The sequence below is a fragment of the Bradyrhizobium sp. 137 genome (assembly GCF_023074095.1).
Lineage (GTDB): Bacteria > Pseudomonadota > Alphaproteobacteria > Rhizobiales > Xanthobacteraceae > Bradyrhizobium.
Map to the genome: position 1 here is coordinate 49,218 of NZ_JADPKU010000082.1, position 18,902 is coordinate 68,119.

An 18,902-nucleotide genomic window follows, 5' to 3' on the forward strand; every position below is an offset into this window, starting at 1 on the left:
AGGCGCATTCCACCATCTCCGTCGTTGCGAACGTAGCGAAGCAATCCAGAGTCTTTCCGCGGGGGTTAGTCTGGATTGCTTCGTCGCAAGGGCTCCTCGCAATGACGCGGGGCGAGAGCTTCGCGCTCTCGCCACTACTCGGCCGCGGCGGCAAAGCGGCTGTTCTCCAGCTCCGCTTCCAGCCGCGCCGTCTCGGTCGAGGCAAGTTTGATATTTGCTTCCTTGACGTGGCCGAAGCCGCGGATCATTTCCGGCACGCGCGCAAGCCGCACCAGCAGCGGGATCTGCTCTGCCTTCAGTCCCGCGATCCGCTGATCGATCATGCCGAGATAGTCCTCAATCAGCTTGCGCTCTGTCTTGCGCTCATCGGTACGGCCGAACGGATCGAACGTGGTGCCACGCAGGTACTTGAGTTTCGCGAGAACGCGGAAGGCGTGGATCATCCAGCCGCCGAACTCCTGCTTTTGAAGCCGGCCCGTCTTGTCGCGTTTCGCGAAGATCGGTGGGGCAAGATGGTATTTCAGCGTGAAGTCGCCGTCGAATTTTTCCGACACCTTCTTGGCGAAGCTGCCATCAGTGTAGAGCCGTGCGACCTCATACTCGTCCTTATAGGACATCAGCTTGAACAGGTTCTTTGCGACTGCCTCGGTCAGCTCGGTGGAGCCCGGCGTGGCCGCGCTCTCCGCCTTGCGTACCTTGGCGACGGCTGCGAGGTAGCGCTCGGCATATGCCCTATTCTGATAGCCAGTCAGGAACTCGGCGCGGGTCGCGGTGATGTCGTCGAGCGACTTGGTCGGTGCGGCCGCCCTGTTCTTGAACTGGAGCACGCTGCGCACCCGCGACATGTCGTGGGCGGCGAGACGGCCCCAAGTGAAGGCGAGCTTGTTCATCTCGATCGCGGTGCCGTTGATCTCGAAGGCGCGGAGCAGGGCCTCCAGCGACAGCGGGATCGCGCCCTTCTGGAAGGCGAAGCCGAGCATGAAGGGATTGGTGGCGATGCTGTCGCCCATCAGCGCGGCGGCAACGCCCGTCGCGTCGATGATGTCGAGATTCTTGTCCCCGACGGCATCGCGCAGCACCGTCTGCATCGTTCCCATCTCGAAATCGAGATCCGGGTTTTGCACGAAGCTCGCGGTCGGCTGCAGATCGGCGTTGATGTAGGCCTTGGTCACGCCGCGCTCGGCGCGGCTCAGCGCGGTGGCACCGGCCGAGACGATCATGTCGCAGCCGAGGATGACGTCGGCGCCGCCGGTCGTGATGCGGACGGCGGAGATATCCTCCGGCTTCGGCGCGATACGGACATGGCTCATCACCGCGCCGTTCTTCTGCGACAGTCCGGTGAAATCGAGCGCCGAGCAGCCGCGGCCCTCGACATGGGCGGCCATGCCGAGCAGCGCGCCGATGGTGATGACGCCGGTGCCGCCGATGCCCGTAACGAGGATGTTATAAGGGCGGTCCAGCTCGCGCATTGGGGGCAGCGGCAGGTCGGCGAACAGTTGGCCGGAATCGACCGCTGACGTCTTCATGCGCTTCAGGCTGCCGCCATACACGGTCACAAAACTCGGGCAAAAGCCCTCGACGCAGGAAAAGTCCTTGTTGCAGTTCGACTGGTCGATCTGGCGCTTGCGGCCGAACTCGGTCTCCAGCGGCTGCACCGAGACGCAGTTGGAGGCCTGCGAGCAGTCGCCGCAGCCTTCGCAGACGAGCTCGTTGATGAAGGCGCGCTTGGCGGGATCGGGATAGAGCCCGCGCTTGCGGCGGCGGCGCTTTTCTGCCGCGCAGGTCTGGTCGTAGATGATGACCGTGAGGCCCTTGATGTCGCGCAGCTCGCGCTGCACGGCGTCGAGCTCGCGGCGGTGGTGGATGGTCGCGCCTTGCGGGAAGTAATTTCCTGGCGGATACTTGCTCGGATCGTCCGAGACGATCGCGAGGCGCTTGACCCCTTCGGCCCAAACCTGATGCGCGATTTGCGCGACGTTAAAGCTGCCTTCGGCTGGCTGGCCCCCGGTCATGGCGACGGCATCGTTGTAGAGAATCTTGTAGGTGATGTTGATGCCGGCAGCCGAAGCGGCGCGGAGCGCCAGAAGTCCGGAATGCGTATAGGTACCGTCACCGAGATTCTGAAAAATGTGCTTCTCGGTGGTGAAGGGCGATTGGCCGATCCAGTTCACGCCTTCGGCGCCCATATGCGAGATCAGATCGGTGCGGCGCGTCGGCATGCTCAGGGCCATGCCGTGGCAGCCGATGCCGGCCATGGCGCGGCTTCCTTCGGGCACGCGCGTCGAGGAGTTGTGCGGACAGCCCGAGCAGAAGAACGGCGTGCGCGCAAGCTTGATCGGCGTGATGGTGGTAACAGGGTTGTCAAACGCCTCGAGCCGCGCGAGGCGCTGCTCCAGCACCGGGCTGTGATGGCCGAGCTTACGTAACCGCGCCACCAGCGCAGAGGCAACGATGGTGGGCGTCAGCTCGCCCTCGCTCGGCAGCAGCGGCGCGCCGCGCTCGTCGCGCTTTCCCGTGACAGTCGGGCGTTTCGAGGCATCGATGTTGTAGAGGATGCGCATCAGCTGGTCTTCGATGAAGCCGCGCTTCTCCTCGACCACGAGCACGTCCTGAAGACCCTCGGCGAAACGCTTGGCGCCGCTCTCTTCCAGCGGCCAGGTCATCGCAACCTTGTAGATGCGAAGGCCGAGGTCCTGCGCGTCCTTGTCGGTGATCCCTAAGTCGGCGAGCGCTTGGCGCAGATCGAGATAGGCCTTGCCGGTCGCGACGATGCCGAGCCGAGCCGGCTTGGAATCGAGCACGATACGGTCGAGTTGGTTGGCTCGGGCGAAAGCCTGCACCGCTTCCATCTTCGGCCCGAACAGGCGCCTCTCGGCCTCCAGCGGCGGATCAGGCCAGCGGATGTTGAGACCGCTGGCCGGCATCTCGAAATCGTCGGGAAGCCTGATCTGGATGCGCTCGGGGTCGCTATAGATCGAGGCCGAGCTCTCGACAGTTTCGCTGATGGCCTTGAAACCGACCCAGCAGCCGGAGAAGCGCGACAGCGCAAAGCCATAAAGGCCGAGGTCGAGATAATCCTGAAGCGTGGCGGGATTGATCACTGGGATCAGCGCTGCCGCGAACACCTGCTCGCTCTGATGAGCCAGCGTCGAGGACTGGCAGCCATGATCGTCACCGGCCAGCGCCAGCACGCCGCCATTGAGCGAGGTGCCAGCGGCGTTGGCGTGCTTGAGCGCATCGACCGAGCGATCGACGCCGGGGCCCTTGCCGTACCAGATGCCGAACACGCCATCGACCTTGGCGCCGGGAAACAGCCCGACTTGCTGGCTGCCCCAGACCGCGGTCGCCGCGAGGTCCTCGTTCAGGCCGGGCACGAAGGCGATGTCATGCTGCTGCAGATGCGATTTCGCGCGCCACAGCGCGTGGTCATACATCCCGAGCGGGGAACCGCGATAGCCCGAGATGAAACCGCCGGTGTTAAACCCCTGAAGCCGGTCGCGTTCGCGCTGCAACATCGGCAAGCGGACCAGGGCCTGGGTGCCGGACAGGAAGATCCGCTTCGATTCGAGCCGGTATTTATCGTCCAGCTCGACCTGCATTAGCGTCATTTCGGAAGTCCTCGTCTTCTTGCTCGGCGCGGGTCTGTGCTGCGGGAGGGATTGCGCGGCGCGACGCGAATTGTGACAGTCAAAGCATGGGTCGGCGAAGTCAATATCGCTGGCCGCATCCGTGGCGCTCCTGCTAGTCATGGCTACTTGTGGAGAACACCATGGCTGCAAACGCATTCGACACCGAGATCACTGAGACGGCCCAGGCGTTGATCGGACCGTGGCGCCGGCCGCGCCAGATGCTGCAAGCGCAAACTTACGAGGCGCACGCCTCGATCCATGACGACGCCACGGCGCAGAAGCTCGGCTTCAAGGGCGGCACTATCGAGGGGCCCACGCATTTCAGCCAGTTCGCACCGCTCGGCGAACGGCTGTGGGGGCGCGCTTGGTTCGAAACGGGGTGCCTCTCCGCGCATTACCGCAGCGTCTGCTATGAGGGTGAGGAGGTGCAGGCAATCCTGTCGAAGCCGCTGCCGGCTACCCGCCAGTGCCAGATCCAGATGGTCAAGCGCGACGGCACCGAGGTGCTGCGCGGCACCGCCTCGGTCGGCGAGCCGCACGTAGCGACCGCGCTCGAGACGCGCCTTGGCGAGCTCAAGCCGCTGACCGATCCCGTGATCCTGCGCGACGTGAAGGTGGCGCAGACCAGCAAACGGCAGACTGTCCGCATGGCATTTGATCAGAATATGGGCGATCTCTACCCGTTCTCGCTGCGGCAGAAACTCGCGGTCATCACGGAGAGCTCTCCGTACTACTCTGGCGCCGACAATCCATGGCGCAAGCCTATCATCCCGATCGAGATGCTCAGCGTGCTGTTCCAGTACCGCTCCAAGGACGATCCGCTGCCGGCCAAGGGGCCCGCGGTCGGCCTGTTCGCCGATCAGGAGATCCGCCTGCTGCAGGGCCCGCTCTTCGTCGGCGAGGACTATGAGGTGGAGCGCGAGGTGGTCGCACTTTCCGGCAGCCGGCGAACCGAAAGCGCCTGGGTCAAGACGCGCGTGTTCGACAAGGCGAATGCACAGGTCGCCACCATGCTGCTGAACATGGCGACGCTGAAGGAGTCGTACGCGCCATACGAGGACGAGTATCGGCAGCTGTATGGGGCGGGAGGGTAGCGGCGAGCGGTGGCGTCCGCCTCTCCCGTGAGAACGGGAAGCAAGACCAGAGAGCGTCGCTTCGAATGGCACGGCGCTTGCACAAGTTTGCGGCACAGCGTTCGGGCAAGGGGGCATCATGCTGAACTCAACCAAGCCGGCACGGGGAATCATCAATGCCGAGCCCGAGCCGATCGAGCTCGACTGGCTCGTCACCGCGCTCCTCATCATCGACATGCAGCGCGACTTCTTGGAGCCAGGCGGTTTCGGTGAGACGCTGGGAAACAACGTCAGCCAGCTCGCGCGCGCGGTGAATCCGATCGGCGCGGTGCTGAAGGCGGCGCGCGACACCGGCATGCTGGTGATCCACACCCGGGAAGGCCATCTGCCGGATCTCTCCGACGCACCGCCGGCGAAGCTCGAGCGCGGCGCGCCGTCCTTGCGCATCGGCGATCCCGGCCCGATGGGGCGTATTCTCATTCGCGGCGAGGCCGGGCACGATATCATTCCCGAGCTCTATCCGCTTGACAGTGAGATCGTGATCGACAAGCCGGGCAAGGGTGCGTTTTACGCCACCGAGCTCGGCGACGTCTTGGAGAAATACGGCATCGAAAACTTGCTCGTATGCGGTGTCACCACGGAGGTCTGCGTCAACACCACCGTGCGCGAGGCCAATGACCGCGGCTATCGCTGCATCGTGATCTCCGACGGCTGCGCATCTTACTTTCCCGAGTTTCACGAGATGGGCCTAAAGATGATCAAGGCTCAAGGCGGCATCTTCGGCTGGGTCGCGGATTCGGCCGCCATCCTGGTGGCGATGAAGACTTTGACGGGCTAGACGACGGCCAGTTTCAGATTCGTTATGACCTACGGCCGCACCGCCGGCGTCTCCATTGGCAAGCCGCGCGCCCGCGACATCAGATAGAGCTCGAGCGCAACGAGCTCGGGCGAGCCGTAATCATAAGCCTGGGCGCGCACGCCGGTCATGCAGCTGCGCAGCCGTCGCTCCAGTGAACCCAGCGTCTGCCATTCCAGGCGATAGAGTGGATATCCGGTCGGCTGTCCCTGCGTGATCGGCGCACCGGCGAGACGTTTATCGAAATTGTCGTCATGGCAGTTGGAGCAGGCAAGATTGAGCTGGCCCTCGCGCTGCATGAACAGGTCGCGGCCCTGGTCGACGAAGGGTCTTACTTGCGGATCGTCGCCGGCGGTGATCGGAACGCCGCGCGATTGATGGGCGACGAAAGCGGACAACGCCAGCAGGTCGCGGCTCTCGTATGGCAGTGGCGTAGCCTGCTGGTGGTTGCTGCGGCAGAGATTGATGCGTTGGTCGAGCGTGACGGGGCGGCCGAGCGCCTTGTCGAAGGCGGGATAGCGCGCCGCGACGCCCTTCATGCTGCCGCGGGCATCGCCATGGCAGTCGGCGCAGGAGTTCTGCGCACGGCCGGTCTTCTTCCCCCACAGCGCCTCGCCGTCGAGCACGAATAGCATGCCCGGATTGGAGGTGTCGTCATCCTGCATCGCGCGCGTGTCGGGTCCCATGAAGGAATAACCGGAGCGACGCGCCTCGGGCGGGATTTCACCGGCGAGCAGGGCAGGGACCGTGGCGGTCAGCGCCACCGCTATCGCGCGCCAAAACCTCATTCGACTAGGATGGACACCGATGCGGTGGACGAATAGCCGTTGTCGCCGATCCATTCGAATTCGAACTTGCCGCTGTCCTTGGCGACCGTGAAGAACGACAGATAAGGGTTCGCGGCGATCGCCGGGAACAGATCCGCGCGGAAGATCTCGGTGCCGTTGTAGCGGCACGTGAAGCTCGTGATGATGTCGCGCGGCACCAGCGCGCCGGCTGCGGTGTGGCGGAAGCCGGTCTCCATGATGTGTGAAGTCAGCGTGCGGATCTCGATGATCTCGCCGCGTTTGGCCTTGGCCGGAACATTGATGAGCGCTGCCATCAGTTCATCTCCTCTGTGCAGGCGGCCAGCGTCACGACGACGTCGGCGGCGACCTGCCAGAAGGTGTCGTCGGAAAGGCGCGCGATCGCGACCACCTTCTGGCTGTCGGCGAGCCGGATCCGAGTCGAGACCTGGGCGCGGCCGGAGGAGGGACCGAGATGGAAATTGCCAATGTTCGGCTGCGGGTTCTTCTCGTTGAAGACGTGGATGCTCTTGACGTAGTCCGCGTCCGTCATTGGACTTGCGACGCTCACCGTCAACGGCACGGTATTGCCGTTCTCGACCAGCGGCGGGATGTCGAGCTTGATTTTGCCGGTGCGAATCTGTGCCTCACCGACGACGTTGCGGATCGCGGTGTTGAGCATTGGCGGTGTCGCCTCGACTGGCCGCAGCGTGACGATCGGGATCGTGCCGGCGGCCGTCAAGCTGCCGGCGAGGCTTAAGAATTGTCGTCGCGTGGTTGGCATGAGCGATCCTAGTCTCGGAGCGTTGCAAGATAGGCCACGATGTCCTCGATCTCGACGGCCGATAATATCGGCTCGCCGGCGAAATTGCGCCCGACGCGCACAAGCCCGTCATGGCGATAATAGGACGGCATGATGGTCTGCGGGTTGAAGCGCGAGGCATCGACCAGACGAAGCCGCAACTGACTCGCCGTCCACCGGTTCCCGGCACCGGTGAGATCGGGCGCGAGATCGCCCTGGAACGGCGTTTCCGGGAATGGACCGGAATGGCAGAGGATGCATGTCGTCGTGCGCGCCAGCACCAGCGCGCGGCCGCGCACGGCATCGCCGGGCGAGCCGGTGAGCGAAGCCGGAATGCCGTCGCCGATGATTGTGTAGGGCGCGAGGCTTTCGGCTTTCGCAACACCCGCGAGTGCAAGACTTGCTGCGACCAGCGCAGCGACAGTCAAGCGATTGTGTGAAGAGAAATCTAGCCGCGAACCCCTTTTACCTCTCCCGCTTGCGGGAGAGGTCGCGCCGAAAGCGCGGGTGAGGGCTCTTTCCTCTTGGGGGTTCTTGATTGCGGAGACACCCTCTCCCCAGCCCTCCCCCGCAGGCGGGGGAGGGAGCGCACCGTGTTCGTGGCTGGCAAGCGGACCGAATCTCATCCAAAGGTGTCCGCCGTGATGCTTTGAAACCAATGCTCGGCCTCAATCGCCTCGCGCGCACGCAGCTCGCGCGGCGCGTCAACGGGGCTGGTCGCGCCGCCTTCGACCTCCGCAAAGATGTCGCCCTTCGGCTGGTAATTGCCGGCAAGCGAAAAGCCGTAGCCGGGAGCGACAATGTTGTAGCAGACGCCGGTCAGCCGTGGCGTCTCCGGCGCACGGCCGGCAAGGAGGTTCACGATGGCAGCGGCGCAAGCCCTGCCTTGCGCGCTTGCAGCGGAAGCCGATTTGGGAATGCCGCCGCCGAGGCAGGCGTCGCCAATGACGTGGACATTCTTGACGAGCTTTGATTCGAAGGTGACGGGATCAATCGGGCACCAGCCGGTCGCGTCCGCAGCGCCTGCGATTTCGGCAATGCGCCCGGCGCGCTGCGGCGGAATAACGTTGGCAACATCAGGGGTGTAGTTGCCGAATTCGGTGACGATGGTTCTGGTTGCGGCATCGACCGAGGTGACGCGACCGCCTTGCGACAGCGCGACGCGATCGATCATATCGCCGTAGAGCTCCTTCCATGCCTTTTCGAACAGCCGCTGCTGTGAGAAACTGTCCTTGGCGTCGAGGATCAGCACCTTCGAGCGCGGCTTGTTCGTCTTGAGATAATGCGCAATCAGGCTGGCCCGCTCGTAAGGTGCTGGCGGACAGCGCAAGGGATTGGCGGGAATTGCGATCGCGACGGTGCCGCCGTCCGCCATCGCCTCCAATTGCCTGCGCAGCAGCAGGGTCTGCGCACCCGCCTTCCAGCCGTGCGGCATCTTTTCCGATGCGGCGTCGTCGTAGCCGGGCAGCGCTTCGACATGGAAGTCGATGCCTGGGGATAGCACGAGATGGTCATAACCGAACGCTTCCCCATCGGCCGCCGTCACGCTGCGCTTTTGCGTGTCGATGGTCGTCGCAGCCTGGGCGACGACGCTGATGCCCTGGGCGGTGAGCTTGTCGTACCCGAACTGCTGCGCCTCGATCTCGCGCAGGCCCGCGATCACCTCGTTGCTGAAGGGGCAGGAGATGAAGATATTGTTCGGCTCGATCAGGGTCACCTGCAATTTCGTATCGACACGCTTGAGCGCGCGGGCACAGGCCGCGCCGCCAAAGCCGCCGCCGACCACGACGACGCGGCCCGCCGATTGCGCCCGCAGGATCGAAGGTGCGGCGAGCGATGTGGCCGCAGCGGTGATGCCGAGGACGGCATTCCGCCGTGTCACCGGCGCATTCATGAGACTTGTCCGGAAAAATGCTGCGGCTGCCGTTGTGGCAGCCGCAGCGCTCTCTTAGGCGAAGGTGATGTTCTGGTCGCGCAGCGGCACCGAGCGGATGCGCTTGCCCGTTGCCGCGAAGTAGGCGTTGAGCACCGCCGGCGCCGCGACGCCGATGGTCGGCTCGCCGACGCCGCCCCAGAACCCGCCGCTCGGCACCATCACAGTTTCGACCTTCGGCATCTCGTTGATGCGCATCGAGTTGTAGGTGTCGAAGTTGGTTTGCTCGATCTTGCCGTCCTTGACGGTGCAGCCGCCGTAGAACAGCGCGGAGAGGCCATAGACGAAGGAGCCAGCGATCTGCCGCTCCACCTGCGCCGGATTGACGACATAGCCGGGATCGGTGGAGGCGACGATTCGATGCACCTTGATCTTGCTGCCATCGGTCACCGAGATTTCGGCGGCGCCGGCGACATAGCTGCCATAGCCCATGACCTGCGCGATGCCGCGATAGACGCCCTGCGGCGCGGGCGTGCTCCAGCCGATCTTCTCGGCAACGGCGTTAAGCACCGGGAGGTGCTTGGGGTGATTGCCCATCAGCTTGCGGCGGAATTCGAGCGGGTCCTGGCCTGCGGCCTCGGCCAGCTCGTCCATGAAGCATTCCATATAGATCGCGTTGTGATTGACGTTGACGCCGCGCCAGAAGCCGGGCGGGACGTGCGGGTTACGCATCGCGTGCTCGATCAGCAAGTTCGGCACCGAGTAGCCGAACGCGGCCTCGCCGGATTGGGCGACGCCCTGGAATGCGGCCGGATCCATGCCATTCTGCAACGCTTCGGGGCGCAGCGAGAACAGGATCGATTGGCCGGACAGGCGGTAGTGCAGCGCGACCAGATTGTTGTTGGCGTCGAACGCGCCGGTCATCTTGCACTGGGTGATCGGGTGATACTTGCCGTGCGCCATGTCCTCTTCGCGCGACCACAACAGCTTGATCGGTGTGCCCGGCATCTGCTTGGCGATCATGACCGCCTGGCGGACATAGTCGGTCTGGCCGCGCCGGCCGAAGCCGCCGCCGAGCATCACCTTGTGCACGTCGCACTTCTCCGCCGGCAATCCCGACGCCTCCAGCACCGCCGCGAACGCAGCCTCGCCATTCTGCGTGCCGCACCAGACCTCGCATTTGTCCGCGGTGTAGAGCGCCGTGGCGTTCATCGGCTCCATGGTGGCATGGTTCTGGTACGGGTAGCTATAGACGGCCTCGATCTTCTTGGCGGCACCGGCGATTGCCGCTTTGGCGTCGCCGTTCTTGTTGCCGACATAGGCCGGCTGCGCGTCGTCGAGGCCTTCAGCCAGCCATTTCGCAATGGACTCGCTGGAGACCTTGGCGTTGTCGCCCTCGTCCCAGACGATCGGCAGCGCCTCCAGCGCGGTCTTGGCGTGCCACCAGGTGTCGGCAACCACGGCAACCGCGGTATCGCCGACCTTGACGACCTTCTTGACGCCCTTCATGCCGGAGACCTTGGCTTCGTCAAAGCTCTTCAGCTTGCCGCCGAACACCGGGCAGTCCTTGATTGCGGCGTTCAACATGCCCGGCAGCTTGACGTCGATGCCGTAGATCATGGCGCCGGTGGTCTTGTCGGCGGTGTCGAGCCGCTTCACGCCCTTGCCGATCAGCTTCCAGTCCTTCGGATCCTTCAGCTTGACGTCCGCCGGTGGACTAAGCTTGGCCGCAGCCTCGGCGACCTTGCCGTAGGTCGTCGTCCTGCCCGAGGGCGTGTGGGTAATGACGCTGTTCGCGGCCGTGCATTCGGATGCCGGCACTTTCCACGCATCGGCGGCGGCCTGGATCAGCATCACGCGCGCGGTGGCGCCACCCTTGCGGACATAGTCCTGCGAGGAGCGGATGCCGCGGCTGCCGCCGGTCGAGAAATCGCCCCAGACACGCTTGCGGGCGACGCTCTGGCCCGGAGTTGGATATTCGGTCGTGACCTTGGTCCAGTCGCATTCGAGCTCCTCGGCGACGAGCTGGGCGAGGCCGGTCAGCGAGCCCTGACCCATTTCCGAACGGGCGATGCGGATCACGACCGTGTCGTCCGGCCGGACCACGACCCAGGCGCCGACCTCAGGCGAGCCGTCGGCGGCGCGGACCACGGCGGGGCCGCCGAACGGGATGTCGAGGCCGATTGCGAGGCCGGCGCCGACCGCGGCCGTGCCGATGACGAAGGCGCGGCGGTTGAGCCGCGGCGAAACATGCTTATTCATGTGGGATTTCCTTACGCGCTTGCGATCGTGTGAATCGCCTCGCGCACCTGGGCGAAGGTGCCGCAGCGGCAAATGTTGGTGATGGCCTCGTCGATGTCGGCGTCGGTCGGCTTCGGCTTCTCGTTCAAGAGCGCGGCCACCGCCATAATCATGCCGCTCTGGCAATAGCCGCATTGCGGCACGTCCTGGGCGATCCAGGCTTCCTGCACCTTGTGCAGCGAATCTCCGGAGGCGAGCCCTTCGATCGTGGTGATCTTCTTGCCCTCGGCCTCACTGACGGAAACGCCGCAGGAGCGCATCGCCACGCCATCGATGTGAACCGTGCAGGCGCCGCATTGTGCAATGCCGCAACCGTATTTGGTGCCGGTCAGGCCAGCGTTCTCGCGGATCGCCCAGAGCAGCGGCGTATCCGGCTCGACGTCGAGTGTGAAAGTTTTTCCGTTGATTGTTAGATTTGCCATCGCAAGTCCCCTGATTGGCCCAATCCACCGATTGAACTCAGGGACGCAATGTGTCGGGCAAACTGGAACTGTTCAAATCAACAGTCCGAGGGTATCTGTTGCGCTGCCGCTCGAGAGGATGGACCGGAGCGCTGTTTTGCCTCATCCCTTCTCGATCGATTCGGGTTGACGCCTCTTCGGTGGGCGCCAATCCGCGGCTGAAGGCGACGTCCGGCCGTGAACGCCGGTTCCGGGCCGGACCGCCGCCGCACAGCGGCGACAGTTTGTCCCTTTTGCGGGATGCAAGACGCAGGCACTTTGGTACACTGCGCCGCCGCCAACAGGAGTTCCATGAACGTGCCGAGTCCCTGCAACGTACTGATGCTCTACCCGCTGTTCTCGGCAGAGTCCTTCTGGAGCTTTGGCGAATCCTGCAAAGTGCTGGGCGTCAAGCGACCTGCCGCCCCTTTGGGCCTGATCACCGTCGCCGCAATGCTCCCCAAGAGCTGGACGGTCCGGCTGATCGATTGCAACACGGCGCCTTTCAGCGACGACGATCTCGCTTGGGCCGACGTCGTCTTCACCGGCGGAATGCTGCCGCAGCAGGCCGACACGCTGCGCCTGATCGAGCTCTGCCGCGCCGCCGGCAAGCCGGTGGTCGTCGGCGGTCCCGATCCCACCTCGAGCCCCCACATCTATGAGCGGGCCGACTTCCGGGTGCTCGGCGAGGCCGAGAGCGTCATCGACGAATTCATTGCGGCCTGGGACAACGGCGCCCGGTCCGGCGTCTTCACCGCGCCGAAATTCCAGGCCGACGTCACCACGACGCCGGTTCCGCGTTTCGACCTGCTCAAGTTCGAGGACTACCTCTATCTCGGTGTGCAGTATTCCCGCGGATGTCCGTTCACCTGCGAGTTCTGCGACATCATCGAGCTCTACGGACGCGTGCCGCGGACCAAGACCAACGAGCAGATCCTGCGCGAGCTCGATATGCTCTACCAGATGGGCTATCGGGGCCATCTCGACTTCGTCGACGACAACTTCATCGGCAACAAGAAGTCGCTGCGGCTGTTCCTGCCCCAGCTCGCCGAATGGCAGCGCGCCCACGGCTATCCGTTCGAATTCTCCACTGAAGCCTCGGTCAACCTCGCCGACGATCCGGAGCTCCTGGAGCTGATGGGGGCGGCCAATTTCTTTGGCATCTTCGTCGGCATTGAGAGCCCTGATCCGGCGACGCTGGTCGCGATGCGGAAGAAGCAGAACACGCGGCGCAATATCGCCGAGAGCATCCACAAGATCTACGCCGCCGGCATTCTCGTCACCGCGGGCTTCATCGTCGGATTCGACAACGAGAAGGTCTCGATGGCGGAGGCGATGATCGATTTTATCGAAGAGGCAGCGATCCCCGTCAGCATGGTCGGCCTGCTCTATGCCTTGCCGAACACGCAGCTGACGCGCCGCCTGGAGCGGGAAGGCCGGCTACACCCGGGCCACGATGTGGCGCCGACCATCGGCGCCGATCAGTGCACGGCGGGGATCAACTTCGATCCGGTGCGCCCGCTGCGCGACATCCTGACGGATTACAAGCGGGTACTCGAGCACATCTACAGCCCTTCGGCCTATGCAGGACGCGTCGACCGCCTGATGACGCTGCTTGACCGTTCGCGGCAGCGCCACGAGCTCGCGGAAGGCGACAAGCGCGCCAAGCTCGGCGCGATGGAAACGGTGCACCGTGTGGTCACCGCCCTTCCCGAGGCGCGCGGGCCGCTGTGGCAGACCTTCATGAACTGCGCCAAGCGCGATACCTCATCGGCGCGCATCGCCGTGCAGATGATCGCCGCCTACGCCCATCTCGGACCGTTCTCGCGCAAGGTCATCGCTGCCATCGATGAGCGCCTGGCGGCGCTGGACAACGAAACCGTCACTCCGGCGACTGCCGACGTGACGGCGGCTTGACCCCTGGGCTCGGGAGCTTACTTCACCGCCAGACGCAGGAAGCTCATCACGCTGCCGAGCGCGGCAAAGCCTGCGCCGAGCGCCAGCGCCAATGTCGCGCCGTCGTGGCCCGCGAGCGCGAAGCAGGCCGCGGCGAGCGCCGCGCCCGTGGTCTGCCCGGTCAGGCGCGCGGTGGCGACGATGCCGGAGGCGCTACCGCTGCGATGCGGCGGCGCGCTCGACATGACCGCCTTCATGTTCGGCGCCTGGAAGAAGCCGAATCCCATGCCGCAGATCACCATCCGCCAGATGATGTCGGCAATGGCGGGATTGGCCGGCAGCATCGCCAGCAGCGCCATGCCGAGGCCGAGCAGCACGAGGCCGATGCCGCCGAGCAGCCCGACCGCGTGGCGGTCGGACAGGCGCCCGGCGATCGGCGCCATGATGCCGACCACCAGCGGCCATGGCGTCATGAAGAATCCGGTCTCGACCTGCGAGCGCCCGAGCACGTCCTCGAAGTAGAACGGCAGCGAGACGAAGGCGAGGCCCTGCACGGCGAATGAGCACACCGCGGTTGCCGCCGACAGCGCGAACATCGGCCGGCTGAACAGGTCGATCGGCAGCATCGGCGCGGGATGGCCGGCATGGCGGCGCGTCAGGATGATTCCGAGCGCGAGCGCCGAGACCAACTCGATGCCGACGACCACCGGCGACAAATTATGCGCGGCGCTGCCGATCCCGGTGATGAACAGGCCGAGACAGGCGGACGCCAGCATCGCGCCGAGAAAGTCAAAACCGTGGTCGGCGCGCGGAGTCTTCGGCAGCATTGCAAAGCCGATGCCGATCGCGACCAGGCCGAACGGGATATTGACGGCGAACAGCCATGGCCACGGGCCGAGCGCGAGGATCGCCGACGCAATGGACGGCCCGAAGGTGAAGGCGGTCGCAACCACCAGCGCGTTGTGGCCGAAGCCGCGGCCCTGCATCCGGCCGGGATAGACGAAGCGGACCAAGGCAGTGTTGACGCTCATGATGCCGCTGGCCCCTAGGCCTTGCAGCGTGCGCGCGACGAGCAGGCTGTCCAGCGACCAGGCCACCGCGCAGAACAGCGAGGCGATGGTGAACAGGATCAGGCCGCCGAGATAGATGCGCTGGTGCCCGACGATCTCGCCGAGCGCCCCGAGCGGCAGCAGCGTCGCCACCAGCGCGATCTGATAGACGTTGACGACCCAGACCGATTGCTCCGGCGTGACATGCAGGTCGGCGGCAATGGCGGGCAGGGCGATGTTGGCGATCGCGGTGTCGAGCGAGGCCATCGCCAGCGCGGTGAAGATCGCGGCGATGGCCCAGCGCCGCTGCGCGGCCGGCAGGCCATCGGAAATGGTGTGATCGGGCTTGCGCGCTGCGGCAGGTAACGTGATTGTCATTGCGTTATTGTCATTGCCTTGCGCATTGCACCGGCGGCGTGTTGATGGGCTTTCGGCATGTACTACGGCCGGGCCGCCTGCCACAGAGACAAGCACGCATGCTGTGTATGCGCACGCCCGCAGCTGGGCGCTCAGACAAAAAGTGCGAAAACAACCCCATGCACAGTAGGGATGGGTTTGATCGACAAGGGGTTTTCCAACTGCACCGGGACGACATCTGCCGTCGCAGCGACGTTGACACGTCGGGCAAAACACCGGCAGGATGCTATCCTGCCATCGATGGGCACAGGCGCGCATTGGTTCGCTGGAATGCGCGGTCCGCTTCGCGAGCAGCATATCCGATCATCTCGTCGCCATGCGCCCGACTGATCGGATGGTCGCTGTCGTCAGCTGATCCGAACAACCATCTTCCCGAGGGCGGAGCGCGTCGTCATCGCCGCGAAGGCATCCCGGAATTCCTCGAAAGGGAAAACCTTTCCGACAACCGGAATAAGCGTCTTGTTGCTGAGCCAGTCGAACAATTGGGCAACCGAACGGTCTCGTACCTCCGGCTCTCGACGGCCGATCTGGGCCAGGTCCACGCCCAGCAGCGCACCCCCTTTCAGGAGGGGCAGATTGAACCGCAGCGCCGGAATGGTCCCTGAGGCAAAGCCGATCACGAGGTGCCGGCCGTTCCACGCGATCGACCGAAACGCCTGAAGGCTCAGGTCGCCGCCGACCGGATCATAGATGACATCGGCGCCGTGACCGCCTGTCAGCTCGCTGAGCTCGTCGCGCCACCTCTCACCCGTGTAGTCCAGGGCGGCATCCGCGCCGAACCTGATCGCAAACCTTCGCTTGTGATCGGTCGATGCCGCCGCGATCACCCGCGCGCCCAGCAACTTTCCGACCTGAACGGCGGCTATGCCGACGCCGCCCGCAGCACCTAGAACCAGAAGTGTCTCGCCCCTGACCAGCTTGGCCCGCGCACTGAGCGCATAGAGCGCCGTGAGATAGTTGGCAAAGAAGGCGGCTCCCGTTTCTGGATCGATGCCATTCGGCGTCACGAAGAGGTCTGCGGCCCGAACGCAAATATAGTCTGCAAGGCCGCCGTTTCGGACCATCCCGATGACCGGCGTCCCTCGTGCAAAGCCCACCACATCGGAAGCCGCCTCATCGACGACGCCCGCAAATTCCGAGCCGGGCGTAAAGGGCAGAGGGTCCTTGGTCTGGTAGAGGCCCTGCACCTTCAAGCCGTCCACGAACCCGACCGCGGCCGCCTGGACCCGAACCCTGACGTGCCCTGGCGACAGCTCCGGCCTCGCGACCTCCTTGATGGCGATGTTTTCAATGCGATCGTAGTTTTCGACGACAACTGCTCTCATGACTCATTCCCAAACCTGGCGTCGGGCGAGGACGAAGCTCCGCTGCCGCTCGAAAAGCAAATGGTATTGTTCGCTTCCTATTCCGGCAATAGCGCCCATCGCTTGCCTTCGAACTTCATCAAACGGACCTTCTTGATCAGGCGATAATCAGTCTTGCTGTTTTCGAGAGCGATTCCGGGAAGGAGCACGGGAACGCGAAAATCGACGCTCGTCGCTCTCGCCATGATGTTCTTGCGCGTAAGGTGCGGGCCTGCCTGTTCGAGGATCTTCACCAGGCACCAGGCCTGAGCGTAGGCGCAGACGTTGAGGTAATCGTTGACGTCGCCCTGCGGATGGTACTTCGACATCCAAGCCCGCCAGTCCTTCATCTCCTGATCGTGGGCCCATTGCGGGTCGCTGGCGTCCTTGAGATATGCCGAACTCACGATGCCTTGGGCGGCTTCGTAACCCGCCGGCGCCAGGACTCCCGCGACACTGCTCGCCGTCTGAGCGACGAAGGTCGCCGGCTTCCAGCCCAGTTCGTAAATCCCCTGATGATCTGGGCGCATCCGCCGAGACGGACCAGACTTGCGGCAATGCGCTGATGCGATCCGTGCCCGCATGCATGATTTAATTTGACTTTTGTATAGCGTCAAAATTATATGGTTAATACATTTAAATATTTAATAATTATAAGCGGTTATTTCGATCTAAGCGTGTTTTGGGCGAGGACTGAAACCATGCGAACAGGCCGAAGTATTCGCCGCAACGGACTCGCTGTCGAACGAGGCCTGATCCATGCGCCGACCAATTGATACTGCACCGAGGAACGGAGAAGGCATCTGGGTGGAAGATGCGACCGGGGCTGTTGAGGTCGGCCATTGGTCATCGGAGGCGGGCAAATGGGTCTGGCAGGACGGCTCTCCCATCAATCCTGCGCCGACCCATTGGTGTCCGGCGATCGAGGAAGCCGATCCAGAGGAGGAACGATCGGGCAGTTGGCTGGTGGCGGTGGCAATTTTTGTTCCTATCATCCTCGTTGGCGCTTCCCTGCTCGGTGTGTTCGAGCCCTTCAATGCGCAAACGTTTCCGGACATGACGCGCATCGGCAGTGAGAGCGCCCTCAGCCTCGATCAGCGGCCGGAAATCACGACCGGATCGCTAGCTCCCCTTCAGAACGAAACGGCCGGAGCCCTGATGCACGCGGAGCCGGCAAGCGTGGTTCGAGCTCAGCAGCGGCTGGACGAAAACGCTCCGCGCGTTGAAGCACTCGCCAATCAGCTGGCCGAGGCGCACCGAGAGCTCGACGAGACAGTCCAGCGCACGCAGGCGGCGGAAATCGCCGCGGAGGAGCTGCAGAAATCACTTCAACAGGAGCAAGCCCACAGCGCCGCGCTCGTGAACGAACTTGCCGAAGCGCGCCGCGAGATCGATGCTGGTAAGGCACAATCCCGAAAGGCGGACGAAGTGGCCGCGCAGCAGAGAGAGGCGGCGGCGGGCGAGATCGCAGAACTGCAGCAGTCCCTTCAGCAGGAGCGGCAAAGAAGCGGCCTGCTCGTGAAGCAGGCGAACACCGCGCAGGCAGCGGCGGCGAGCGCTGAGCAACAACGCCACGAGGCGCAGGCACGCGCCGCCGCACTCGCGAGCGAACTCGCCGGAATACCTCGCGGATCGCTCATGGCGGAAGCTGCGGCAGCGGAGCAAAGCGAGGCGGCGGAGCGGGAGATTGCGGAGCTGCGGCAGTCTTTGCAAGACGAGCGGCAGAAGAACGCCGACCTCGTCGCCGGGACCAAAGCAGCGCAAGCGATGACGGCCAATGCCGAACAACAACGGCGCGCTCTCGAAGAGGCCCAGGCGCATGCAAGCGCGCTCGCGAGAGAACTTGCGGAAACGCGCCGTGAGATCGAAACGCGGAACGTGCAATTGCGCGAGGCGGCCGATGCGGCCTCGCAGCAGAGACAGGCAGCGACGCGCGAGATTGCCGAGTTGCGGCAGTCGCTGCAACAGGAGCGGAGCGCGGTCGAAGCTCGGGAAAGAGCCGGCGCATCGGCAAGGGGCCTGACCGATGTGCGCCTTCCGGTGGAGCAAACGAATGAAGGCGTCATCTTGCCGGCGAGGCAGAACGTGGAAGTGACCGTACCGGAGCCGCCGACAGCCGCAAATCAAAACGAGGCGGAGGCCCGATTGATCCCGCGCGCCAGGGCATTGCTCGACCAGGGAAATATCGGTGCAGCGCGGATTGTCCTCGAGCTCGCGGCTGAGAAGGACATTGCGCAGGCAAGCTTCATGCTCGCGGAGACATATGATCCGGCGGTCTTAACCGCCTGGGGGACTTATGGAACGCGCGGCGAAGCGGCCAAGGCTCGAGAACTCTACGCGAAGGCACACCGGGGCGGTATTCGCGAAGCGAAGGAACGGCTGGATGCGCTGCGGCGCTGAGAATCGGCCCGTTGCATTTCGGCGGGACAAAAGGTTGC

The 18,902-nt window shown here is 64.2% G+C and carries 15 protein-coding genes; 4 read left to right on the plus strand and 11 right to left on the minus strand.

Going from position 1 to position 18,902, the window contains the following annotated elements; genetic code table 11:
- Positions 1-134 precede the first annotated feature (134 nt).
- On the minus strand, positions 135-3,608 hold the full coding sequence (locus tag IVA78_RS23970) for an indolepyruvate ferredoxin oxidoreductase family protein (protein WP_247279244.1): 3,474 nt from the start codon (positions 3,606-3,608) through the stop codon (positions 135-137).
- Between the two features lie 161 nt (positions 3,609-3,769).
- Between IVA78_RS23970 and IVA78_RS23975 the strand changes: the two genes are divergently transcribed.
- On the plus strand, positions 3,770-4,723 hold the full coding sequence (locus IVA78_RS23975) for a hypothetical protein (protein WP_247279245.1): 954 nt from the start codon (positions 3,770-3,772) through the stop codon (positions 4,721-4,723).
- Positions 4,724-4,841: 118 nt separating this feature from the next.
- Complete coding sequence (locus tag IVA78_RS23980; protein WP_247279246.1) at positions 4,842-5,540, plus strand: isochorismatase family cysteine hydrolase; 699 nt, start codon at positions 4,842-4,844, stop codon at positions 5,538-5,540.
- A gap of 29 nt (positions 5,541-5,569) precedes the next feature.
- Here the strand turns inward: IVA78_RS23980 and soxA are convergent, their stop codons facing one another.
- The 7 genes from soxA to IVA78_RS24015 all read right to left on the minus strand — a co-directional run bounded on the left by soxA (position 5,570) and on the right by IVA78_RS24015 (position 11,741).
- Complete coding sequence (soxA, locus tag IVA78_RS23985) at positions 5,570-6,346, minus strand: sulfur oxidation c-type cytochrome SoxA (RefSeq protein WP_247279247.1); 777 nt, start codon at positions 6,344-6,346, stop codon at positions 5,570-5,572.
- Positions 6,343-6,660 (minus strand): thiosulfate oxidation carrier complex protein SoxZ, encoded by a 318-nt coding sequence (gene soxZ / locus IVA78_RS23990; RefSeq protein ID WP_247417363.1) that lies wholly within the window; start codon positions 6,658-6,660, stop codon positions 6,343-6,345. Before soxZ ends, soxA begins: the two co-directional genes overlap by 4 nt.
- Entirely contained in the window at positions 6,660-7,127 is a 468-nt protein-coding gene (locus IVA78_RS23995; RefSeq protein ID WP_247279249.1) for a SoxY-related AACIE arm protein, read from the minus strand. The genes soxZ and IVA78_RS23995 overlap by 1 nt, the downstream gene beginning before the upstream one ends.
- A gap of 8 nt (positions 7,128-7,135) precedes the next feature.
- Positions 7,136-7,573: a sulfur oxidation c-type cytochrome SoxX gene (gene soxX, locus IVA78_RS24000; protein WP_247279250.1), complete on the minus strand. Its 438-nt coding sequence runs from the start codon at positions 7,571-7,573 to the stop codon at positions 7,136-7,138.
- A gap of 194 nt (positions 7,574-7,767) precedes the next feature.
- A complete protein-coding gene (locus IVA78_RS24005; protein WP_247279251.1) occupies positions 7,768-9,039 on the minus strand; it encodes an NAD(P)/FAD-dependent oxidoreductase in 1,272 nt (423 codons plus the stop codon).
- Positions 9,040-9,093: 54 nt separating this feature from the next.
- Positions 9,094-11,280 carry a molybdopterin cofactor-binding domain-containing protein gene (locus tag IVA78_RS24010; RefSeq protein ID WP_247279252.1) on the minus strand — a complete coding sequence of 729 codons (2,187 nt, stop codon included), beginning with the start codon at positions 11,278-11,280 and terminating at the stop codon, positions 9,094-9,096.
- Between the two features lie 11 nt (positions 11,281-11,291).
- Positions 11,292-11,741, minus strand: a complete 450-nt coding sequence (locus IVA78_RS24015) for a (2Fe-2S)-binding protein (protein ID WP_247279253.1) — start codon at positions 11,739-11,741, stop codon at positions 11,292-11,294.
- Positions 11,742-12,071: 330 nt separating this feature from the next.
- On the opposite strand from IVA78_RS24015, the gene IVA78_RS24020 reads away from it, so the two are divergent.
- Positions 12,072-13,676 carry a radical SAM protein gene (locus tag IVA78_RS24020; RefSeq protein ID WP_247279254.1) on the plus strand — a complete coding sequence of 535 codons (1,605 nt, stop codon included), beginning with the start codon at positions 12,072-12,074 and terminating at the stop codon, positions 13,674-13,676.
- A gap of 17 nt (positions 13,677-13,693) precedes the next feature.
- Here IVA78_RS24020 and IVA78_RS24025 read toward each other — a convergent pair whose 3' ends face one another.
- From IVA78_RS24025 to IVA78_RS24035, 3 genes are all read right to left on the minus strand, one after another.
- Positions 13,694-15,082 (minus strand): MFS transporter, encoded by a 1,389-nt coding sequence (locus IVA78_RS24025; protein WP_247279255.1) that lies wholly within the window; start codon positions 15,080-15,082, stop codon positions 13,694-13,696.
- A gap of 386 nt (positions 15,083-15,468) precedes the next feature.
- Positions 15,469-16,446, minus strand: a complete 978-nt coding sequence (locus tag IVA78_RS24030; RefSeq protein ID WP_247279256.1) for an NADPH:quinone oxidoreductase family protein — start codon at positions 16,444-16,446, stop codon at positions 15,469-15,471.
- A gap of 77 nt (positions 16,447-16,523) precedes the next feature.
- The gene (locus IVA78_RS24035) at positions 16,524-17,081 is read right to left on the minus strand and encodes an ABC transporter substrate-binding protein (protein ID WP_247279257.1); all 558 of its coding nucleotides are present in this window, start codon (positions 17,079-17,081) and stop codon (positions 16,524-16,526) included.
- A gap of 190 nt (positions 17,082-17,271) precedes the next feature.
- Between IVA78_RS24035 and IVA78_RS24040 the strand changes: the two genes are divergently transcribed.
- Positions 17,272-18,864, plus strand: coding sequence for a hypothetical protein (locus tag IVA78_RS24040; protein WP_247468263.1), 1,593 nt, complete (start codon positions 17,272-17,274; stop codon positions 18,862-18,864).
- Positions 18,865-18,902 lie beyond the last annotated feature (38 nt).